General features: G+C 36.7%; 19 protein-coding genes. 9 read left to right on the top strand and 10 right to left on the bottom strand.

From position 1 onward, the window contains the following. Positions 1 to 80: 80 nt before the first annotated feature. Both R2R28_RS02020 and R2R28_RS02015 read left to right on the top strand, forming a co-directional pair. The gene (locus R2R28_RS02020; protein WP_316824034.1) at positions 81 to 665 is read left to right on the top strand and encodes an RNA polymerase sigma factor; all 585 of its coding nucleotides are present in this window, start codon (positions 81 to 83) and stop codon (positions 663 to 665) included. Beyond that, complete coding sequence (locus R2R28_RS02015; protein ID WP_316824033.1) at positions 658 to 1878, top strand: hypothetical protein; 1221 nt, start codon at positions 658 to 660, stop codon at positions 1876 to 1878. Before R2R28_RS02020 ends, R2R28_RS02015 begins: the two co-directional genes overlap by 8 nt. A gap of 268 nt (positions 1879 to 2146) precedes the next feature. Here the strand turns inward: R2R28_RS02015 and R2R28_RS02010 are convergent. Next, positions 2147 to 3219 (bottom strand): IS3 family transposase gene (locus R2R28_RS02010; RefSeq protein WP_316824032.1). Its coding sequence is split into 2 segments (ribosomal slippage): positions 2147 to 2958 and positions 2958 to 3219, totalling 1074 coding nucleotides; the frame shifts between segments, so codons are not numbered across the junction. A gap of 79 nt (positions 3220 to 3298) precedes the next feature. Between R2R28_RS02010 and R2R28_RS02005 the strand changes: the two genes are divergently transcribed. Continuing rightward, positions 3299 to 3490, top strand: a complete 192-nt coding sequence (locus R2R28_RS02005) for a Uma2 family endonuclease (RefSeq protein WP_316824031.1) — start codon at positions 3299 to 3301, stop codon at positions 3488 to 3490. Between the two features lie 68 nt (positions 3491 to 3558). On the opposite strand, the gene R2R28_RS02000 is transcribed toward R2R28_RS02005, so the two are convergent. The 4 genes from R2R28_RS02000 to R2R28_RS01985 all read right to left on the bottom strand — a co-directional run bounded on the left by R2R28_RS02000 (position 3559) and on the right by R2R28_RS01985 (position 7820). Beyond that, positions 3559 to 4065, bottom strand: coding sequence for a peptidylprolyl isomerase (locus tag R2R28_RS02000; RefSeq protein WP_029280752.1), 507 nt, complete (start codon positions 4063 to 4065; stop codon positions 3559 to 3561). 292 nt (positions 4066 to 4357) lie between these two features. Next, positions 4358 to 4861: an endonuclease V gene (locus R2R28_RS01995; protein WP_316824030.1), complete on the bottom strand. Its 504-nt coding sequence runs from the start codon at positions 4859 to 4861 to the stop codon at positions 4358 to 4360. Beyond that, a complete protein-coding gene (locus R2R28_RS01990) occupies positions 4861 to 5667 on the bottom strand; it encodes a hypothetical protein (RefSeq protein ID WP_316824029.1) in 807 nt (268 codons plus the stop codon). Before R2R28_RS01990 ends, R2R28_RS01995 begins: the two co-directional genes overlap by 1 nt. 143 nt (positions 5668 to 5810) lie before the next feature. After that, on the bottom strand, positions 5811 to 7820 hold the full coding sequence (locus tag R2R28_RS01985) for a thioredoxin domain-containing protein (RefSeq protein WP_316824028.1): 2010 nt from the start codon (positions 7818 to 7820) through the stop codon (positions 5811 to 5813). Positions 7821 to 7947: 127 nt separating this feature from the next. Between R2R28_RS01985 and R2R28_RS01980 the strand changes: the two genes are divergently transcribed. Both R2R28_RS01980 and R2R28_RS01975 read left to right on the top strand, forming a co-directional pair. Next, entirely contained in the window at positions 7948 to 8931 is a 984-nt protein-coding gene (locus tag R2R28_RS01980) for a YhcG family protein (RefSeq protein WP_316824027.1), read from the top strand. Between the two features lie 4 nt (positions 8932 to 8935). Beyond that, positions 8936 to 10033 carry a dipeptide epimerase gene (locus tag R2R28_RS01975; protein WP_316824026.1) on the top strand — a complete coding sequence of 366 codons (1098 nt, stop codon included), beginning with the start codon at positions 8936 to 8938 and terminating at the stop codon, positions 10031 to 10033. Between the two features lie 194 nt (positions 10034 to 10227). Here the strand turns inward: R2R28_RS01975 and R2R28_RS01970 are convergent, their stop codons facing one another. The 3 genes from R2R28_RS01970 to R2R28_RS01960 are packed head-to-tail and all read right to left on the bottom strand — an operon-like array spanning position 10228 to position 13111. Next, complete coding sequence (locus tag R2R28_RS01970) at positions 10228 to 11121, bottom strand: glycoside hydrolase family 25 protein (RefSeq protein ID WP_316824025.1); 894 nt, start codon at positions 11119 to 11121, stop codon at positions 10228 to 10230. 47 nt (positions 11122 to 11168) lie between these two features. Beyond that, a complete protein-coding gene (locus R2R28_RS01965; protein WP_316824024.1) occupies positions 11169 to 12134 on the bottom strand; it encodes a hypothetical protein in 966 nt (321 codons plus the stop codon). 17 nt (positions 12135 to 12151) lie between these two features. Further along, a complete protein-coding gene (locus R2R28_RS01960; protein ID WP_316824023.1) occupies positions 12152 to 13111 on the bottom strand; it encodes a phytanoyl-CoA dioxygenase family protein in 960 nt (319 codons plus the stop codon). Positions 13112 to 13283: 172 nt separating this feature from the next. On the opposite strand from R2R28_RS01960, the gene R2R28_RS01955 reads away from it, so the two are divergent. The 3 genes from R2R28_RS01955 to R2R28_RS01945 all read left to right on the top strand — a co-directional run bounded on the left by R2R28_RS01955 (position 13284) and on the right by R2R28_RS01945 (position 16356). Then, positions 13284 to 14504, top strand: coding sequence for an MFS transporter (locus R2R28_RS01955; RefSeq protein WP_316824022.1), 1221 nt, complete (start codon positions 13284 to 13286; stop codon positions 14502 to 14504). A 394-nt stretch (positions 14505 to 14898) separates the two neighbouring features. Continuing rightward, positions 14899 to 15789 carry an OmpA family protein gene (locus tag R2R28_RS01950; protein ID WP_316824021.1) on the top strand — a complete coding sequence of 297 codons (891 nt, stop codon included), beginning with the start codon at positions 14899 to 14901 and terminating at the stop codon, positions 15787 to 15789. 21 nt (positions 15790 to 15810) lie between these two features. Beyond that, positions 15811 to 16356: a hypothetical protein gene (locus R2R28_RS01945; RefSeq protein ID WP_316824020.1), complete on the top strand. Its 546-nt coding sequence runs from the start codon at positions 15811 to 15813 to the stop codon at positions 16354 to 16356. Positions 16357 to 16446: 90 nt separating this feature from the next. Here R2R28_RS01945 and R2R28_RS01940 read toward each other — a convergent pair whose 3' ends face one another. Then, positions 16447 to 17427 carry a glycoside hydrolase family 43 protein gene (locus tag R2R28_RS01940; RefSeq protein ID WP_316824019.1) on the bottom strand — a complete coding sequence of 327 codons (981 nt, stop codon included), beginning with the start codon at positions 17425 to 17427 and terminating at the stop codon, positions 16447 to 16449. 934 nt (positions 17428 to 18361) lie between these two features. Further along, positions 18362 to 19732: a dipeptidase gene (locus tag R2R28_RS01935; protein ID WP_316824018.1), complete on the bottom strand. Its 1371-nt coding sequence runs from the start codon at positions 19730 to 19732 to the stop codon at positions 18362 to 18364. A gap of 256 nt (positions 19733 to 19988) precedes the next feature. On the opposite strand from R2R28_RS01935, the gene R2R28_RS01930 reads away from it, so the two are divergent. Then, a complete protein-coding gene (locus R2R28_RS01930) occupies positions 19989 to 20963 on the top strand; it encodes an SGNH/GDSL hydrolase family protein (protein WP_316824017.1) in 975 nt (324 codons plus the stop codon). The last annotated feature ends 6 nt before the right edge of the window (positions 20964 to 20969 follow it).

Below are 20969 nucleotides of genomic sequence, written 5' to 3'. Positions count from 1 at the left end.
AAAAAATTGGGTGGTGTTATTTTCTTAAATTTGCAAGCAATTAATCATGATAAACCTTTAATAAATAGTCCTTTACAGGGGTGATAAAAAAAATACTCAGTTTTGAGGAAATTTTAAAAGGCTGTGTAAAAAACGACAATAGCTGTAAAGAAATGATGTATAAATCATTTTATGGCTATTTAATGGGCATTATTTTAAGGTACACCAAGAATACTTCTGATAGTGAAGAGCTTGTAAATGATAGCTTTATCAAGATTTTTAAACATGTAGCGGGTTTTAAATCGCCTAAAAATCCGGAAGAATTACAACGGTCGTTTAAAGGTTGGATTGCTCAGATTGCTTCCAGAACGGCAATAGATAAAATACGGAGTTCGAAAGTTCAGTTCTATGTGGATGACCTGGCTGAAAGTGAGCATCCGGCTACGCAAGTTTCGGTTGCCTCAGAACTTCATGTAAATGATATCTTGAATTTACTAAATCACTTACCAGATACGCAGCGACTGGTATTTAACTTATACGAAATTGAAGGATTTGCACACGATGAGATATCGAAGATGCTGAATATTCCGGAGAGTTCGAGTCGTGTTTATTTAACACGTTCTAAAAACAAGTTACGTACCCTTTACCTAAATACGATGGTTAATTCATACGAAAAAAATGGATAAGGAATTAATTGAGCATATTACTGCGCAACTCCAGAACCATGAGGAAACATACCCTAATGGTGCCTGGGAGCGCTTTTCGGAAAAGAAAAATAAAAAAAGGAGAATAGTATACTGGCCTTTATGGGCTGCTGCTGCCCTGATTTTTGTTTTCGGAGGGGTATTTTTTGCCCTGAACAACACCGATCAAAAAACCGTTATTGCGATAACCAAACCTAAAATACAGCAAAACCCAATTGCTGAAAGGAATAATAACACCCCTGTAATTCCTAAAAACAAAACTACACCGTTAAATGAAACAAGCATTGTTTTAAACAATCTGGCCATAAACCGCGCATCGAAAATTGCACAAACAGCAAGTCCGGTTATTGAAAAAAATAAGAACTATACATTTGTTAATAGTTCTGAAGAATTAACAACAGTAAACAGCAATGTATTAGATCATAAACTGGCGGGCATTAACATTTCTACTTTAAGCCCAAAAAACTTCGAGATTTTAACTGAAAAGAAAAAAACTCAACACATTAAAACAACCACGTGGGAAGACCTGCTTGCTAGAGATAGTTATGCAAACCAACAAAAGCCTGCTGCTAAAGCGAATGAAAATTCTAAATGGCAGCCTGATGTATATGTTGCCCCTGCAATGGGTAACGATAATAAGGTAAATATGAACTATGGGTTTTCATTATCGTATGCAATTGCCAATAAGTTATCCATCAGTTCTGGTGTTTCTTATGCGGCTATCAGCACTACAGAATCATTAAATGCCTCGGCTCCCCAAACATTGTCTGGCAGAAATCTGGAATCGGTTGATGCTAAAGTCCGTGGAATTAACGTTCCATTAGAATTAAAGTATAACATTACCGACAAATTATATACAGGTATTGGTGTTTCGGCTTTGGCTGTATTAAACAATTCGCAACAGAATAACTATATAGTAAATCAGGTGCAGAGTTTTTCTTCCCCAGCTGTAAATGGTTATGCTGATTCGAAAACAATGATCGTGAAAGAAAAAACGACAGAACCGCAGCCTGAGAATAGCATTGATCCTGATAAGTACATCGGTTTTTATAATTTCTCTTTGGGTTATAAGCAAAAAATTTCCAAAAAGAACAATATTGCCATCGAACCGTTTTTAAGATTACCTATGAAAACTTTTTCGAGAGAGAACCTTAACCTCACTAATGGCGGTTTGCGTTTAAAGATCGATTTTTAGGAACAAAATCAGATATTTATATATTGGTTAAATGCCAATATGAAAAACATCAAACCTTACCCAACTGAAGAGGAGTTGCCTCCTGTTAAGACCGTTAATGTGGTAGATTTTTCTGCTGCGTACAGTTATGCAGAGTATATGCCTTTTTAGTTTGAAGAACGCCTGGAAATCATCAAAGGACGTATATAACTCATTAACAAATCGAAGTTTATAAGGAGGCTTGTAAGCTCCCCTGTTTTTCAGACCATTCAAAAGTATAATTTTGTCCTCAAATTTCCTGTAATAAATCTACAGGAGATTTGAAGTTCAATGCTTGGTGTGGTCGATGGTAATTGTAATCCACCATCCATTCCTCTACTTTCTCCCTTACATCATCCAGGGAGTGAAATATGTATGCATTTAACAATTCTCTTCTGATGCTTCCATTCAATCTTTCAATATATGCGTTCTGTGTTGGCTCTCCTGGCTGAATAAAAACTAGTTCAACATTGTTTTCCTTGGCCCATTCATCCAACTTATGCGAGATGAACTCCGGCCCATTATCCATTCTTATTTTTTTTGGAAGCCCTCTATATTGTTTTAACTCATCCAATGCTCTGATAACCCGCAATGACGGCAGTGAATAATCTATCTCCATAGCTAGCATCTCTCTGTTGTAATCATCAGCGATGTTCAACAACCTAAATTTCCTTCCATTCCAAAGCGCATCACTCATAAAATCCATAGACCATACCTCATTTATAGTTTCTGGTACAGACAAAGGCTTCTTGACTCTTTCCGGTAATCTTTTCTTTGCCCTACGCCGAATATTAAGCTTCATTGCGGTATAAATCCGATAAACCTTTTTGTGGTTCCATTCGAGTCCTTTTCTACGCAATCTGTAGTAACATTGCCAAAAGCCTATAGAAACATGCGTTTCAACGAGAAGCGAAAGTGCATTAACTATTTCGCTATCATCTCGAAGTTTATGTTTGTAGTAATGCCTGCCCCGGTTTAATCCGACACATTTACATGCCTGACGATGGCTAATCCTTTTCACCATTTCATCCACTAGACCAATTTTCTCGTCAGGCGTTAGAGCTTTTTTTCCACCGCCTCCTTGAAAACCTCATGTACAAGGCTGAGATTCGCATACATTTTTTTTAAACGTGCATTTTCCTCCTCCAATGCCTTAAGTTTTGACAACTCTTTTACTTCCATTCCGCCATATCTCTGGCGCCATTTGTAAAAGGCTGCTGTACTTATTCCTAACTCTCTGCAGAGATCGTGCACATTCTTGCCATTTTCATGTTCCTTGATTGCTTTTACAATCTGGGATTCCGTAAACTTGATTCTTTTCATATTGCCAATTAAAATTAATAGTTTTTCTAATAGCCTCGCTGCGCTCGGTCTAGAATTATACTTTTAACTGGTCTGAATTTTGGGAAGTGCACAGGCTGGCGTTAAAGAGTATTGGATTTTAAGTCCATTGGATAAAACTTTTTTCAGGTATATACTGGATGACCAGGGCAAATTTCAGCCAACTAAACTGCTTACAGAAGGCGAAGAGGTTATCACAGCTATTTTGCCGGGCTTTACACTCATTTTAGAAGAAGTTTTTCAGGATTTATAAATGATATTATAACAAAAAAGGAGTCAAGCTTAAAAAAACTTGACTCCTTTATCATTTATATCAGTTGCTTAGTGACCAGAATGGCCGTCAGCTCCGTGAGCATGCCCATGAGCCAATTCATCCTGAGTAGCTTCGCGTACATTTAAGATTACACCATTAAAAACCAGGTTTTTACCAGCCATCGGGTGGTTTAAATCAACCGAAATGGTTTCATCATGAACAGCAGTAACACCAGCTCTGAATTGGTTACCATTGTTATCCTGTAAAGGAATCACATCACCAACATTTGGCAGTTCGCCACCAGCTTCAGTAAACATGGTTTTCGGAAGATCGGCAAAAGCACCTGGATCGATATCGCCGTAACCATCTGCAGCAGATAATTCAAAACCATATTCATCACCAGTTTTTAAACCGGTTAAATGCTCTTCAAATTTAGGCAGCATCATGCCAACGCCATATAAAAATACTAAAGGATTTTGTTCATCAGCTTTTTCTACAAAAACTTGTTGTCCTTCTTCGTTAGTAGTATGCAATTCGTAAGTTAACGCTACTACAGAGTTTGGTGAAATATTCATTTAAATTAATTTATTGTAAATACTCTAATGCGTCCTCAACAGAATTAACCGGCAACTGGCATACTTTATTTCGGCAAATATTTATTAAACTTATTATAGTGCTTTTAAATATTGCTGGGCAAAGATAAGTTAATTATTTACCTAACAAAAAAGATGAGCTGATTGTTCAGAAAAGAAGATGTTTTTTAGTACTAGTACGAAATGTAGTACTGAAAATACTTACTATATCTTAGAGATTACCTTTAATAATATTACTCTAACTGCTCATTTGAGAGAACGCAATTAATTGTTACTACACGTTTTTAGTCAAAATATCCAAATCTTTTAAAAGTTTAGGAATTCTAAAATCACCATGCATCGCCTTAATAAAATTTGAGGCTTCTTGTAAGTCAATCCCTATAGAAGTTAAGAAAAGAGGTTTTTTACTTTCCCCTCGTAAAACAGCTTTTTTATTATTATGAATTGCCGCAAAATCTGATTTTGCAACCCCTATAACTGGTATTTTTTGCCCCAGTTTTTCATATAAATGACCACCTAACCCTAATTTTTTATCATCGTCCAAATAAACAAACCCGTCCACGATTATAAACTCAACATTGGTTAAGTCAATTTTAGCGATAAGATTTAAAATGCATGGCAACTCTCTTTTATAGAACTCTCCCGATATGTAATCTTCTATCCCAACAACAATATCAGAATAGATTGTGGTTTCTCGGTCAGATTTCCATTCTGCAAAACTTAAACAAATAGTTTTAGCTTTATCCTCAAAGTAAAAAGTGTCAAATGCCAATATCATCAGTCAAATTTAATTTCCACACATTTATTTGTGTGATAAGAATATAATTCAACTATTCTATCATCTTCTAAGTGCTTTTTAAGAGATGTGTAGTTATGAATTAAAACTGATTCATCTGATATACTTGAGCGATTTTCATTTTTTCTCTTAGTTGCATCACTAACTATTTTTTCAGCTACGGTAATTGCTTTATCCTTATAACCTTCGAGATATAAACAAATAATATAGTGATTTATTTGGTTGTCTAATCCCGTCGTCGAGTCACGATTATCTTCATAACGAGAGTATTTACTCTCAAATAAATCTGATAAAAACCTTGTAATAACTTTATCAAAAAAAATAGTTTGAATTTTACATGGAGAGTTGTCATCTGAAAAAACCGAATTAAAGATGGCAACATCTCCATTGGGAGATAGATGATAGTTACCAAGTTCATCATTTTTTGTCCTAGGATTGCCATTCTTATAAAAATAAATCCAATCTCTCCTTACTACTAATCCATCGGCATCCCAAATAACATTACCAGAAGAACTGTCAAAACGTAACTGGCCATTGTTGTACCATTCTTTTCCCGAAATGTAATTTCCATTTTCGTAAATACAGTCCCCACTAAGGGCCCCATTTTTATAGTATGCTATTTCTCGTCCATCGAACTCTCCATCTTTATATTCTGTAAATGATACAGGGTCAGTATCAGTATAAATTATAGTCCCAGTGAAAAATTCACCTTTATACCTAAGACAACATGCATCATAAGGATTGAACTCCAATTCTGGGTCCTCGGAATCAATAATTGGTTGTCTCATAAATTATTTATCGGATAACTTATCTATTAGCTCTATTCAAGTGTATTTCATGCCGGAAGTTGTAAACTGGAACGAAGGAGTAGCAAATAATTGAATATTAAAGATATAAAACTGACTCTATAAACTGAATTACAACAATTGCCTTATTTTACATATTCTAATGCCTCTTCAACTGTACTTACAGGCAACTGGCATACTTTATTTCGGCAAATATAAACTTTTGTTTCATTGCTTTGCTTACCTTTTAACAGTGGTAAGTTACTTTTTGTTCCGCCCAATGTAATTTTGTTCGGAATATAATGTCCGCTTAATTCTAATTTAATCACATCAGTTTCTAAACCGGTAATGGCAATTTCGTTTATACCATAAATTTCGTTCAGCAATTGAATGGCCCAGTTAGAATAGGCTGATCCATACGTTTTAATCTTCGGTTGTACCGCAGCCAACATTGCTGAGGCTTTTTCGGTATATGCTTCAATATCGAAAAGCAAACCCAGTTTCTTTAAGTTTTGTGCCATTGTAGAATTGGAAGCAGGAATTACATTATCCATTACCTCATGTTTGCGGGCAATTAAATCTTCGCTTTCGGCAGAAGTATAAAAAAACATGGGCGAATCTGCATCACTGAAGTTAGTCATTACATAATCAGTCAATAATTTTGCTTCATCCAGCCATTTTTCATCAAAATCGTATTCGTATAATGCAACTAAAGCTTCAATAAAGAAAGCATAATCATCCAAAAACCCCGTAATGGATGCTTTTCCATTTTTGTAATTGCGGTATAAGCCACCTTTTTCTGATTTGAGGTGATTTAAGGTAAAACTGGCAGCAGCTGATGCTTTCTCATAATATTCGCTGTGATTTAAAATTTGTGCTGCATCTGCCAAAGCTTTGATCATCATGCCATTCCAGGCAGTTAAACATTTATCATCCAATCCCGGGCGGATTCTTTTGCTCCGCACCGCCATCAATTTTGATTTGGCCGATTGTACTTTATCATAAAACAAACCAGCTTCGATATCAAATCTGGCAAGCAATTCATCATCGCTAATGGTTTTCCTTAAGATATTGGTTTGTTCTTCCTCCCAATTGCCTTCTTCGGTAACGTTGAAGTAGGCACCAATCAACTGGGCATCCTCACCTAAAATCTGATCGAACTCTACTTTATCCCAAACATAAAACTTACCTTCTATGCCTTCGCTATCTGCATCCAATGCCGAATAAAACAAGCCATCAGCAGAGGTCATCTCCTCAAAAACCCAGTTTATCGTTTCAACCACCGTTTGCTTAAAAGAATCGAATTTAGTGCACTGGTAAGCCTCTGCGTATAAACTGATCAATTGTGCATTATCATAAAGCATTTTTTCGAAGTGTGGTACATGCCATTTATCATCAACCGAATAACGGGCAAAGCCGCCGCCAATCTGATCATAAATACCACCTCTGCTCATTTCTTCAAGCGTATGACAAACGGCTGTAAAAACAGATTCATCATCTTTTAAAAAACCATACCGCAATAAAAAGACCCAGTTATTGGGCAAAGGAAATTTGGGTGCACGGTTATATCCGCCGTAACCAATATCGAAATGACGTTTCCAGGGTTCAGTTATTTCAGTCAGGTGTTCGTTAGTATATTCTTCTGTTTCAACCGCGGGGATTATTTTTTCACTGTCTTTAATACCAGAAGTTAAACGCTCGGCATATTGAATGGCCTTATCAGGTTCGTTTGCCCAAAGTGCAGCAACATTTTCTAAAATATTAATCCAGTCATTTTTCCTGAAATATGTTCCACCATAAATCGGGCGCTGATCGGGCAGGCAGATACAGTTTAAAGGCCAGCCCCCACTGCCTGTCATCAGTTGGATGGCATACATATAAATCTGATCAATATCCGGACGTTCTTCGCGGTCTACCTTAATACAGATAAAATGTTTGTTCATCACTTCGGCAACTTCATGGTTCTCGAAACTTTCACGCTCCATTACGTGGCACCAATGGCATGCCGAATAACCAATACTTACCAATATCAATTTGTTTTCTGCTTTAGCTTTTTCTAGTGCTTCCTGCCCCCATTCGTACCAATTAACCGGATTATGGGCATGTTGTAATAAATATGGCGAGGAAGCATGGATTAGGTTATTGGTTTCTGACATGGCAGGTAATGTAAAATGTAAGAGGGAAAATGGAATTTTAATTCGAGGCGTAAATCTATTAATAATCTACAAACCTGTTTCTATTTAGTTTTTGTTTTTATACTTTAGTTGGAAATCTATGCGATGAATGGAATTGAGCAAAAATGAATTATTTAATGCCATAAGGGAGATTATTAATCAATCTCGTTTAAAAGTATTCCGTGCTGCAAATTCTGCGTTGCTAGAATCATACTGGCAAATTGGGAAACTGATTGTTGAGGATGAACAACAGGGAAAGTTACGTGCAGATTATGGTGCAGCGACGTTGAAAAACCTTTCCAATCAATTGACATTTGAGTTTGGGAAAGGTTTTGATGAAAGCAATCTTCGAAATATTAGAAGCTTTTACAAGTCATTTCCAATTCGTGACGCAGTGCGTCACGAATTGAGTTGGACGCATTATCGACTGTTATCCAGATTAGATGCTGATGAAAAAAGAAAATTCTACATTAATGAATCTATAATATCGAATTGGAATAGCAGAGAATTACAAAGGCAGATTAATGCTTTATCGTATGAACGCTCTTTAACAGAACCCAAAGTAAATAACGTCAAGCCAAATATCCAGGACTATATAAAAGACCCTTATATTTTTGAATTTCTGGGTTTGAATCCTAATATTAAAAATACAGAAAAGGATTTAGAATCTGCTATTATAGATCATCTTCAGAAATTTTTACTGGAATTTGGAAAAGGTTTCGCCTTTGTTGCTCGCCAGCAACACATTGTAACAGATACTTCAGATTTTTTTATAGACCTCGTATTTTACAATTATATTTTAAAATGTTTCGTAATCATTGATCTTAAAACAACAAGTTTGAATCACCAAGATATCGGACAAATAGATATGTATGTTAGAATGTACGATGATCTGAAAAGAAATGATAGCGACAATCCAACAATTGGCTTATTACTTTGCACCGAAAAGGACGAGACCATCGTTAAATACTCTGTTTTAGGTGATAAAAATCAATTGTTTGCCAGTAAATATCTATTGTACTTACCAAAAGAAGAAGAATTAAAAGCAATTATAGAAAAAGATAGACAACGTTTCGAATTAGATAACCAATAGCCCTATGAAAATCACCCACACCGAAATATACCGCTTTAGCATACCTATGGAACCTTTTGTGATTGCAACAGGAACCATGCATTTCGCCCAAAATGTATTGGTGAGGATTTATACCGATACAGGCATTCATGGAGTTGGAGAATGTTCTGCTTTCCCGATGATTGTTGGCGAAACACAGGAAACCTGTATTGCCATGGCTAAAGATTTTGCAGCAATTTTAAAAGGCAAAGATCCATTGGAAATTCCTGAAAGGATGAATGATTTGTTAGGTTATGCCGATCATAACAACACCATTAAAAGTGCTTTTGATATGGCATTATTTGATATTGCAGCTAAAAATGCTGGTTTACCACTTTATAAATTTCTTGGTGGACAAAAACGTACCATAGAAACCGATATGACCATTGGTATTGATACGCCTGAAGGAATGGCTGCAACGGCCTTAAAGTATAAAAGCCAGGGGTGCAGAATCATTAAAATTAAGCTGGGCAAAAAGATACATGATGATATTGAAAGGGTAAAACATATCCGCGAAGCGGTAGGTGAAGAATTAACCCTGCGTTTGGATGCTAACCAGGGTTGGAGTTTTGATGATGCCCTATTTGCGCTGGGAGAACTGGAAAAGTACAACATTGAGTTTTGCGAACAGCCTATGCGGACGTGGTATGATGATCAACTACCTGAACTAAATGTGAATTCTCCCATCAAATTAATGGCTGATGAAAGTTGCTATAACCACCACGATGCCCGTAAACTGATCAATAGCCAGTCTACCACTTATTTAAACATCAAGTTTTCAAAATCTGGTGGTATTTTAGAAGCGCAAAAAATCCACGAAGAGGCTTTGCAGAGAGGTGTAAAATGTATGATTGGCAGTATGCTCGAAAGCAGGATTGCATTAAGTGCTAATCTCCATTTTGCATTGGCGAGCCCCAATGTAGAATTTTTCGACCTTGATACTGCCCTACTCGGCCTTTTGGTTGATCCTGTGGTTGGCGGTTTAACTTATAATGGTTACTTTCTTGATGTACCTGACGAAATTGGCATCGGTGCCGAAGCAGATGAATTTTTCTTAGAGAAATGTGAAAGCTGGACTATTTAGTTCAGTTGTTCATTAGTCAATAATTAATTGGTTTTCCTATCTGGGGCCTTTAGGAGATCAAATTATCCTTTAGCTAGTTTGAATAATGACCTATTGAACCTATTAACCAGATTGCTTCGTCGGCTGAAAAAGCTTTCTCACAATGACGAAAACGGTTTTGCATAATGACTAACTAATGACCAGTTAACCAATGCCTAATGAACCAAAAGCCTATCAAGCGCTAAACTATCACCATTAAATGCATTAAAATCAACCACATGCCCAATACCGTTAATTTTAGCTTTATCAGAGTGTTGCCAAAATTTCCAGCGACTTTTATCCATCCGTAACTTTGGTTGGTAATAGTGGGCAATCCATAAAGGATAGTCATCGAAAAAATCGACCAGATTATCTTCGTAAAACTTAAGTCCGGTATAAATGATTGGCCTGACTTTAGTCTTCAATTCTACGTAATTTAGAAAATCTGACAGTTCGGCCCTCATTTTTAAAGGAGAAACACCATCTAAAGATTCTATATCCACTACGGGTGGCAAATCGCCTTTTTCCACATTTACAACCTGCAGGAAAAATTTAGCCTGCGCTTTACCATCCTTTTTAGGCCTGAAAAAGTGATAGGCACCACAGATAATACCTGATTTTGGCGCTTCACGCCAGTTTCTTTGAAAATATGGATCAACCAACAACAATCCTTCAGTCGCTTTGATAAAAGCAAAACTAATTTTCACTTCATCTTCTTTCATTTCCTTTACCTTTGGCCAGTTTATTTTGCCCTGATAATAAGAAACATCAATTCCATGAACAGTATATTTTTTAGGGATTTTAATATTAAAACTCTCGTATGTCCTATAATTTGGATCTTGCCCCCAATCCTTAACCCATCGCCAGGTGGCCACAAAACTTCTTAACACGTAACCGTAGTAAAATGGAGAGAGAAGTACCAACAATAAACCAACGAGCAATAATTTAAGCTGAATCGATAAAGCGCTTTTCTTCCTTTTATTTGTTGCAGGTTTTCTGGTTACTGACTTTTTAACCCCAGGTTTCCTGGTAACTGGTGCTTTATGCGGGATTTTTTTCTCTGGCGGCATATTTATTATGATGCGGCAAAGTTATTAAAATTAAAGCTGTTCAGTCATTAATTGTAAACCATAAAACCTGGGGTTTCTTTTAAAGCATATCTGAATTTTAAATTTTTTGGATCTAATTTATCTGTTTTTACCCTTTCCAATAAGTTTAATGAACAATCGTTAAAACCCAGAAAATTAGCTTCGTACACTTTAATTTCGGTAGAAAAAAAGAGGCTTTCTCCTTCTTCCAATTCAGTTTTTATGGCTACTTCATCAAATTGCCAGTTAAAATCAATAGTATCATCAACAAGTTTTTGCCTTAAAGAAGTATTAAACTCCATTAATCGCTTTATTAATTTGGGCTCAGTGCCACTCTTGTGCTGTGTACTTAATCCCACATTTATTTCTTCGGGTATAAAGATGGTATCTGAGGGTAATTGCCTTGCAAAATTAAGCATAATGGCCACTTGTGGTTCTTTTATTAGGGCCCGGCTCATGGTTTCACTTAAAACAATATCAATATTTTTATTTTCAACCTGGTAAATTGTGGCGTCGGCAACTTCACATTTAGCGATATATGCATTTAAATTAAATGCATCCAATACTTTTAGCAAAACATCATAAGTTTGCTGGTTAATTTCCAATAAGGTAAACTGAACTTCAGCAGGAGTAAAATGCATCATTACCGGTAAGGCCAGGGCTGCAAATGGTCCTGTACCCGCATATATTACCTGAACCGGTCCTGATTTTTGATTCAGTTTTTCTTTAATTGCCGAAAATAAACTCCTCGCAAAACGCTGTGTCCTTAAAATTTCTTTCACACATTGTGCTGCCCAAAATGTACCAATAGCCTGCCCCATTTCACTTTGAATATGTTTTCTATTCTGCTCATCATCGCTATCTATTTTTACAATTTGGGATAACAAAGCCACATAATCGGTTATGGCAGGTGCAAGTTTATCGTGAAAATCTCCAGGTTTTAAAATTTCATCACTTATTCGGCATAATTTTTCTCTTAATTGTTGTGTTTTCATTTGATATTATGAGGTTGTTAAATTTGATTAAAACTGAGGTATTGCACAAACCTCGGTACATCATCAAGATTTGGCGAGGCGGCATGTGGAAGCGCCTGCAACCATAAAACGAGGTCGCCTTGTTCGCCTGTAATGGGCACGGCAAGGTTTTCATCTGTTAATTGCTGAATCAATAATTCAGGGCTTTTATGTTGTAGTTCAGCTTCAATCTGAAGATGATACCCTGGAATAAGGCTAAATGGGCCACGATTTACAGGCACATCATTTAAATAGAGTAATCCTTGTATATAATATTTCGGGCCGATGTTAAAATCGATATCCCAATGTAGCGGACTACCTTTAAAAGTGTAATTTTTATTTACCGGTGGGTTAAAACTTACTTTTTCGCAATTGGGTAATAAGGCATCTGTTCCGTATAAACTTGCAAAAACAGATTTAACCTGATCATCGTGCCGGATAACATCAAGCGCCTCGTGCTGATAAAGCTGTAGCATAAGTCCTTGCAATAATTTATGGTTGGCATACCAGGTTTCTGGTTTATCCATATCCACACCAAGTGTTTCCATGATCAGGTCAATTACCGCATTACATCGCTTTGCATCAATTATTTTATCGATTTTTAAATACCCGTTTTCTTTCCAAAATTGATGTTGTGTTTCATTTAAAATACCCTCAAACGGAGCATCGGCAACATGGTTGGTTCCAAGCCATTCGTTAAACCTTATAGCGGCTTGGCGATAAAAACCAGCACCTTTTAACTGTATAATCCAGGCTGCAAAGTGTTCATCATCATTACATTCGTTGTATAAAAAGTGGTAAGTTTCAAATAATCCGATCTGAAAAAAATTGAGAAAGATTTTTTCCTGATGTGCATAATCTTTTCCAACATCCTTATTTGGAGATTTTGGATGATGGTATTGCCTGATAACACTTAAGAAATGGCAAGTTATAGGTTGTTGAGCGTTAGGAATGAGCATGCTGTTTTAGTGATAACAATTCTAACAAAAATTAATTAAACCTATAGTAGCCTGAATAAAAAATATTCGTTTCAGGGATATTAACACCTCCATATTATTTCAAAACTATTACTAAAACTTTTGAAGGTATCATCAACACATTTGTTACTTTTGATACTTTTCAGAACCACCTATGCTTAGCTCTATCTACCAAACATATAAAACTTCTTTTAGCGGACTGAGCAGAGAAACCTGGTTATTAAGCCTGGTAATGATGTTTAACAGGTGTGGAAGTATGTCGGTCCCATTTATGGGATTATATGTTACCCAAAGCCTGCACCGATCGGAAATGGATGCGGGTTTAATCATTACTTTATTTGGCGTTGGCTCTATACTTGGTTCGGCTACTGGTGGTAAATTAACCGATATGATCGGCTTTCGCCCCGTCCAAATTTTATCTTCCATTATAGGAGGTTTACTTTTTATTCTTTTTTCTACCATCACACATTTTTATACCTTATGCATTTTAGCTGTAATTATCAGCTTTTTCTCTGAGGCCTTCAGGCCGGCTAATTTTACTGCAGTTGCCCATTACGCCGCAGAAGGTACCACAACAAGATCTTATTCATTAAACAGGCTGGCGGTAAATATGGGCTGGTCTGTCGGGATTAGTTTTGCCGGTATTATTGCCTCTATTAATTACAGTTTACTTTTTGTTGTTGAGGGCGTGGTTAGCATTATTGTTGGTTTATTAATTCTGTCGTTTTTGCCACAGGTTAAAGGTTTTATAAAAAAAGCTAAAGAAACCGCCGGTCATATGATCATTACAAAACCGTGGGAAGATCCTTTTTATATAAAATTCATCCTGCTTACCACCGTATTTATAACCTGTGCCTTTTTAATGTTCAGGATCGTGCCTGTATTTTTTAAAGAGGAATGGCACATTGATGAATTTGCAATCGGCATTATTATCGGCATCAACGGAGCAGTAATTGCCTTGTTCGAAATGGTGATGATTAATAAAATTGAAGCCAAAAGATCGCCTATGTTTTTCATCATCGCCGGCGCAGTTTTATTTTCGGTTTCTTATATCATATTAAGTGCTCCGGTAAGTTTTCATATTGTGATGGCTGTAATTACCATTGTTGTTTTTACGCTCGGAGAAATGCTCTCTTTACCTTTTATCAATACCATTGTAATTAGCAGGAGTAACCAGCACAACAGGGGTTTGTATGCGGCGGGTTATACTTTGAGCTGGTCATGTGCTCAGGTTATAGGTCCGTACTTTGGTTTTCTCATTGCCAAAAATATGGGGTATAACTGGCTTTGGTTAGGGCTTGCCTGTATGCTTTTGTTATGCACCTGGGGATTTAACAGCTTGCATAAATCACAAAACAGCAAAGTAAATATTTAGAAAAATAAAACTGTAGAATTTTCACATCAGTGCCTTATTCCGGGGATTAATTTCCACACATCCCATTTTTTTTTAAAAAATGCTTCAAGCCATCCCTTGGCTTCGATAAACTTTTATTCATACTTCAATTAGTTAAGTACCAATAACTTTCCCTCCAATATCATTCACTTTTACGATCAAAAGGCTTTAACTGGCATGGTTTTTACAATTTGGGTAGTTGCATACCGGCGCTTTGGTTATGCCTGTTCTTAAACCAATACGTAATCCCATATTACTGATAGTTTAGGCATGCTTTGATAACGAAGTCATGCTGTAATTGAAGCTATCCAATCACTCAGGTTTCAGGTAAATTCCAAAAAAATGATTTAAATAACTATAAAACCAAAATTTTAAAATGAGGAAAAAAACAATTTATTTGCTGGGTATTTTATTAACCATTATACTCGGCACCCTGTTATACTGCAATTTTTGTTGTAGCTGTAAAACAAAAGTAACACAGGTAGTAAGTACCGTAAGCGCCCCAACATTACCCGCTAATGGCTTTAAACTCGAAACAAACGGTTATAACTATGCTACTGAAAAGAATTTCAACTTTCTTGGTAATGGATTTAACACCCTGCTCCCGCTAAATGATTCTATTAATATTGGTTTGGATAGCTTCAAAACATTCTTATCTAAAAACCCGAACATACAAGTATTGATTACCGGTTTTGCCAAGCGTGATGAAAAGAATACATCTGCTTTTACAAATTTAGGAGAGGCAAGAGCCGTTAACGTTAAAAACTATATGGTATCAAAAGGTTTCGAGTCACGTTTATTTGATACCAAAGGTAAAATTATAGATGAATGGAAAAAACAGGGTGATACCGTAATAGGACCAATCAGTTTTACCCTGTCTACCGTCAAAATCGACAGTACTGACTGGGCTGCTTTAAAAAGCAAAATTAATGCGACTCCATTAATTTTATACTTCCAGACGGGGCAAACAGAAATTAATTTATCGGGTACTGAAAGAGAAAACATATCAGAAATTGTAAAATACCTTGATCATGTCCCTAATAGTTCCATCAACGTTACGGGATATACTGATAACGCCGGTTCGGTTAAAAATAACATGAAATTGGGACAAGACAGAGCAGCGTTTTTGAAAGCCTACTTTATAAAAAATGGCATCCCTTTAAACAGAATTAACACTTCAAGCAAGGGGCAAAATGATCCTATCGCCAGCAACAACAGTGATGAGGGCAAAGCAAAAAACAGAAGAACAGTTGTAACCATTAATTAAAAAAGAAATAAAAAATACATTATGATGAATTTACCTTGTATCTTAATTCCTGCAGTTGTGGGTATATTATGTGGAATTTTAGGCTATTTAATCGGAAAAATGAATTCCAAGGCTAATATTTATACTCCGGCACCTAATATAGAGGCCGAATTAGAAAGCTATAAATCTAAATTAAAAAATTGCCAGGCCGATTTAAAAGAACAGAATGGTTATTTTGCTGAGTTATCAAAAGCTTACGAACTTAGTTTAGCTGCAAATACAGTTTCTTTTAATGCTGATTTGGCTGCCAGCGTTTTTGGTATACCCGTTAAATTAAATGATTTAAAAATTGTAGAAGGTATTGGACCAAAAATTGAAGAACTATTTAATGCAGCAGGCATTACAACCTGGAAAGAATTATCGACAACCAGTAATGATAAAATGCAGGAAATTTTAAATGCAGGCGGTGACAGATTTGCGGTTCATAACCCTTCAACATGGGCTAAACAATCAGAATTAGCCTACCAGGGCAAGTGGCAAGAATTAAAAAAATGGCAGGATGAACTGGATGGAGGTAAGACTGATTAATTAAAATAGGTAAAAAAACCAGATTATAAATGCCCCCAAGAGTTAAAAAACTTTTGGGGGCATCATTAAAAACAGGTTCCTAAGCACTGTTTATTTTACTTTCTGGGCTTTTACACCTTCATTTGTAATTTTTACAGGCAAAATGTTTCCATCCGCATCAAAATTCATTTCATCAATGCAGGTTACACGATGGTTTCCGTCGGTTTCGGTTAACGGTCTGCGGTGATAAACGATATAATATTTCCCTTTTTTCTCGTTAATGATTACAGAATGATGACCTGCTCCAGTAGCAATAGTAGGATCTTGTTTTAAGATTTTTCCTATTCTTTTAAAGGGGCCAAATGGCGAATCGCCCACAGCGTAAGCTACAGAATAATCAGGTCCTGTCCAGCCGCCTTCGCTCCACATAAAATAATATTTACCATTCCTGATGAACATGTATGGTCCTTCTACATAATTATCGGGTGTAATTTCTTTAAAGGTAGTACCGTCTTCAAAAGGTAAAAACCCACTAAAATCTTTATTCAATTTAGCAATGTTACAGTGTTTCCAGCCTCCATAAATGAGGTAATACTGCCCATCTTTATCTTTAAATACAAACTGATCAATAGGCTGGGCACCATTATAGAATTTATCTACCAAAGGCTTGCCCAAGTGATCTTTATATGGCCCCTCCGGTTTATCTGCAACAGCAACACCAATCCCTCCTGCTTCATTATCGCTCTGAATATCGTTGGCTCCAAAAAACAGGTAATATTTTTTGTCTTTTTGTACAATTGCAGGTGCCCACATGGCTTTATTAGCCCATTTTACGGCAGCTGTATCTAAAATATGGGGATGTTTTTTCCATTTCACTAAATCATCAGATGAAAAAGCATCCAGAAATACCTGTTCTTTATATTTCGCTGAATAGGTTGGATAAACCCAGTATTTATTATTGAATATAGCAGCATCAGGATCTGCGTACCAGCCCTGAAAAATCGGGTTTCCTGACTGGTTAATCGTTTTAGTATCCTGAGCAAAAGAAGTAAGTCCGGATAAAAGTAAAAGAGATGAGATGAGGTGTTTCATGCCACCAATTTAGAAAAAATTCCGTGTTTTAAAAATTAACGGTATGGTTTAATGGTAAAATACCTCTTTGGCTCCTCCTCAAACGACTGGCTATAATGATCAACAATGTTTTGGAAAGCAGTTACAGCACTTTTGGGTTACTTCAGTCCCGCTCTACATTTCAAATCCTCGCACTCATGCTTCGGGCTGTGGGTTTTACACTTCGATCGGGTTAAGTGACAGGGCAAACTGCACTATCTGGGGTTATAAACTGCATAATTAATCGCATTGCAGAAACAGGCTTTGATCTGAAAAACAGACCACTGTTAAATAAACCCGACAGTAGCGAAAATACTTTTTGTTGCAACGCTCTTAAACCCAGCATGACAGTGACACAAAAAGATTGAAGCGAATGGCGGGACTACAGCAGCTATGAAAAACAAACTGCTCATTTTCAAAAAATGGCAAAAAAATCCCTGCTTATAAAAATAGGCAGGGATGATCTTCAACTCGGCTCAGACGGAAGAAATATTTTTATCAACTTGTTTTTGAAAGCAATTACAGCACTTTTCGCTTTCAGTAGCCCCGCTCTACATTTCAAATCCTCGCCCTCATGCTTCGGGCTGTGGGTTTTACACTTCGATCGGGTTTAAATGGCAGGGCAAACTGCACTATTTGGAGCTGTATGGAGCACCATTTATGCCATTGCAGGAACAGGCTTTGATCTGAAAAACAGACCACTGTTAAATAAACCCGACAGTAGCGGAAATACTTTTTGTTGCAACGCTCTTAAAACCAGCATGACAGTGACACAAAAAGATTGAAGCGAATGGCGGGACTAAAGCAGCTATGAAAAACAAACTGCTCATTTTCAAAAAATGGCAAAAAAAATCCCTGCTTATAAAAATAGGCAGGGATGATCTTCGACTCCGATCAGACTGACAAATAAGATGACTTATTTGCTCAATTCCGCGAAATATTTATGGAACAGCGGCAAAGTCTCTATTCCTTTATAATAGTTATAAATATCGTATTTTTCGTTTGGAGAGTGCAGTGCATCGCTATCTAAACCGAAACCAAAAAGTACCGATTTAATACCCAATACATCTTCGAACAGCGCCACAATCGGGATACTGCCACCACCACGGGTTGGGATAGCCTTTTTACCGAAACTATCTTCAATTGCTTTTTCTGCAGCCTGGTAAGCAATGCTATCGGTTGGGGTTACCACCGGTTCGCCACCATGGTGAGGGGTAACTTTAACCTTTACATTTTTAGGGGCAATGCTTTCGAAATGTTTGGTGAAAATTTCTGCAATTTCTTCTGAACTTTGGTGTGGAACCAAACGCATAGAGATTTTGGCATTGGCTTTACTTGGCAATACTGTTTTTGCACCTTCGCCAATATAACCGCTCCAGATACCATTTACTTCTAAAGTTGGGCGTGTACCGGTACGTTCTAACGTAGAATATCCTTTTTCGCCCCAAACTTCTTCAATATTCAGGTCTTTTTTATACTCTGTCTCATCATAAGGAGCTGCATTTAATGCTTTTTTCTCTTCATCAGTTAACTCTTGTACTTTATCATAAAAAGCAGGAATAGTGATATGGTTATTTTCATCATGTAATGAAGCGATCATTTTGCATAAAATAGTAGCCGGATTTGCCACTGCACCACCATAAACACCAGAGTGCAAATCGCGGTTTGGACCAACCACTTCTACTTCCATATAAGCTAAACCACGTAAACCGGTTTCGATAGAAGGATGTTCCATACTGATCATTGAGGTATCAGAAATTAAAACTACATCGGCTTTTAAACGCTCGGCATTCGCTTTTACAAAAATACCCAGGTTTACAGAACCTACCTCCTCTTCGCCTTCGATCATAAATTTAACGTTGCAAGCCAAAGTATTGGTTTCCATCATTAACTCGAAAGCTTTAACATGCATGTAAAACTGACCTTTATCATCACAGGCACCACGGGCATAAATTTTGCCATCGCGTACGGTTGGTTCAAAAGGCGGCGTATGCCAAAGTTCTAATGGATCAGCAGGCTGAACATCATAGTGGCCATATATTAAAACGGTTGGTAAAGAAGCATCTATAATTTTTTCGCCGTACACAATCGGATAACCGGCCGTTGGGCAAATCTCAACTTGATCAGCACCTGCATCTTTTAATTTCTGCGCAACATAATCGGCAGTTTTTAAAACATCGCCTTTGTATTTCGGATCAGCACTAACCGACGGAAAACGCAATAACTCAAACAACTCATCTAAAAAACGTTGTTTGTGCGTTTCTACATAATTTTTAATCTCTTGCATAACAAAATGAATTTGGACAAATATAGGCTTTACCAAATAAATGGCATACTAAGTAACTACAATTTATAACTTTCAATAAGTAATTTAGGTTCCTGGCCAGAACGTTTCCTTTTAAATTTAAGTCCGTCTATTAAGGGATACAAAAAAATAGTTTATTGTTTGTAAAAAATAATAGTATAACATTATTTGTATAGACTTTTTTGTAAATTGCGCCTTTAACAGATATCCTTAAAACCTGTAAGTAAGAATTTTAACAATGAAGTTTAGCGCAAAAGTATTTTTATCTCTGCTGCTGCTTCTGTTTGTCTGCATTTCTTCATTCGCTCAGGGTCAAAACCCCACCCGGGTAAGTTGCCCTGAAGCAGCTCAATATTACGCTAAAGACAGTATAAACATAGTAACTTTTGGAGCCAGTACGGTAGAAGGCGTAAATGGTGTTGGCTTCCAAACCATGCTTCAGAATAATTTTTTAAATTGTTACACCAATAAAACAGTCGATATTACCAATCACGGTATTGGCGGGCAAACCACTTTTCAAGGCTTATTGAGGATTGATAATGCAATAGCCAATAGAACGGGTTTTATTGTGATTGATATGGGAATTAATGATGCCGTTGCCATTGCCGGTGGTAAAGGCAGCATAGCAGAAACGGTTGCCAATATGCGGGTATTTATAACTTCGAGTTTGAAACAGAAATTGGTCCCAATTTTATGCACCCTCCAGTTTGTTGATGACAGGACCAATAAAGGTTATATTGCCGTAAACACCAACATCAGAAATATTAATGCTGCTTACCGAAAACTGGCTACTGAATATAAAATTTACCTTGCTGATGTAAATGCAGTAATGAGACGCGATTTCACATTATATCAGGATGCGTTTCACCCTAATGCACGTGGGTACCGATTGGTAAGTTATGTAATTTTCGATGCCATTAATAAAGCCATTTTTGATAAATTCTTAAAATTTACCGTTTCTCAGAATTACCCAAACCCAGCTGCAATGCAAACTTTTATTGATGTGGTTTTGCCAGAATCGGATAAACTCAACATTCAGATTTACGATTTAATGGGCAGATTGGTAAAAACTGTGGTAAATGAATACCTCAACACAGGAAAACATACACTTGAAATTAATACTTCTACTTTTGTGCCCGGCATTTACTTTTTTAAGATCTCTTCCGATTCGGGTCAGTATAACACGGCAAAAAAGTTTATCGTAGCGAGGTAACAAAAA

This window comes from Pedobacter miscanthi (assembly GCF_032678605.1).
Classification (GTDB): domain Bacteria; phylum Bacteroidota; class Bacteroidia; order Sphingobacteriales; family Sphingobacteriaceae; genus Pedobacter; species Pedobacter miscanthi_A.
This window is presented reverse-complemented; position numbering and strand designations above follow the sequence as displayed.

Bases quoted from the DNA above. Each gene is read 5' to 3' on its own strand.
- R2R28_RS02015 (WP_316824033.1), top strand. From the start codon at position 658: ATGGATAAGGAATTAATTGAGCATATTACTGCGCAACTCCAGAACCAT.
- R2R28_RS02000 (WP_029280752.1), bottom strand. From the start codon at position 4,065: ATGAATATTTCACCAAACTCTGTAGTAGCGTTAACTTACGAATTGCAT.
- R2R28_RS01995 (WP_316824030.1), bottom strand. From the start codon at position 4,861: ATGATATTGGCATTTGACACTTTTTACTTTGAGGATAAAGCTAAAACT.
- R2R28_RS01990 (WP_316824029.1), bottom strand. From the start codon at position 5,667: ATGAGACAACCAATTATTGATTCCGAGGACCCAGAATTGGAGTTCAAT.
- R2R28_RS01985 (WP_316824028.1), bottom strand. From the start codon at position 7,820: ATGTCAGAAACCAATAACCTAATCCATGCTTCCTCGCCATATTTATTA.
- R2R28_RS01980 (WP_316824027.1), top strand. From the start codon at position 7,948: ATGGAATTGAGCAAAAATGAATTATTTAATGCCATAAGGGAGATTATT.
- R2R28_RS01975 (WP_316824026.1), top strand. From the start codon at position 8,936: ATGAAAATCACCCACACCGAAATATACCGCTTTAGCATACCTATGGAA.
- R2R28_RS01970 (WP_316824025.1), bottom strand. From the start codon at position 11,121: ATGCCGCCAGAGAAAAAAATCCCGCATAAAGCACCAGTTACCAGGAAA.
- R2R28_RS01965 (WP_316824024.1), bottom strand. From the start codon at position 12,134: ATGAAAACACAACAATTAAGAGAAAAATTATGCCGAATAAGTGATGAA.
- R2R28_RS01960 (WP_316824023.1), bottom strand. From the start codon at position 13,111: ATGCTCATTCCTAACGCTCAACAACCTATAACTTGCCATTTCTTAAGT.
- R2R28_RS01955 (WP_316824022.1), top strand. From the start codon at position 13,284: ATGCTTAGCTCTATCTACCAAACATATAAAACTTCTTTTAGCGGACTG.
- R2R28_RS01950 (WP_316824021.1), top strand. From the start codon at position 14,899: ATGAGGAAAAAAACAATTTATTTGCTGGGTATTTTATTAACCATTATA.
- R2R28_RS01945 (WP_316824020.1), top strand. From the start codon at position 15,811: ATGATGAATTTACCTTGTATCTTAATTCCTGCAGTTGTGGGTATATTA.
- R2R28_RS01940 (WP_316824019.1), bottom strand. From the start codon at position 17,427: ATGAAACACCTCATCTCATCTCTTTTACTTTTATCCGGACTTACTTCT.
- R2R28_RS01935 (WP_316824018.1), bottom strand. From the start codon at position 19,732: ATGCAAGAGATTAAAAATTATGTAGAAACGCACAAACAACGTTTTTTA.
- R2R28_RS01930 (WP_316824017.1), top strand. From the start codon at position 19,989: ATGAAGTTTAGCGCAAAAGTATTTTTATCTCTGCTGCTGCTTCTGTTT.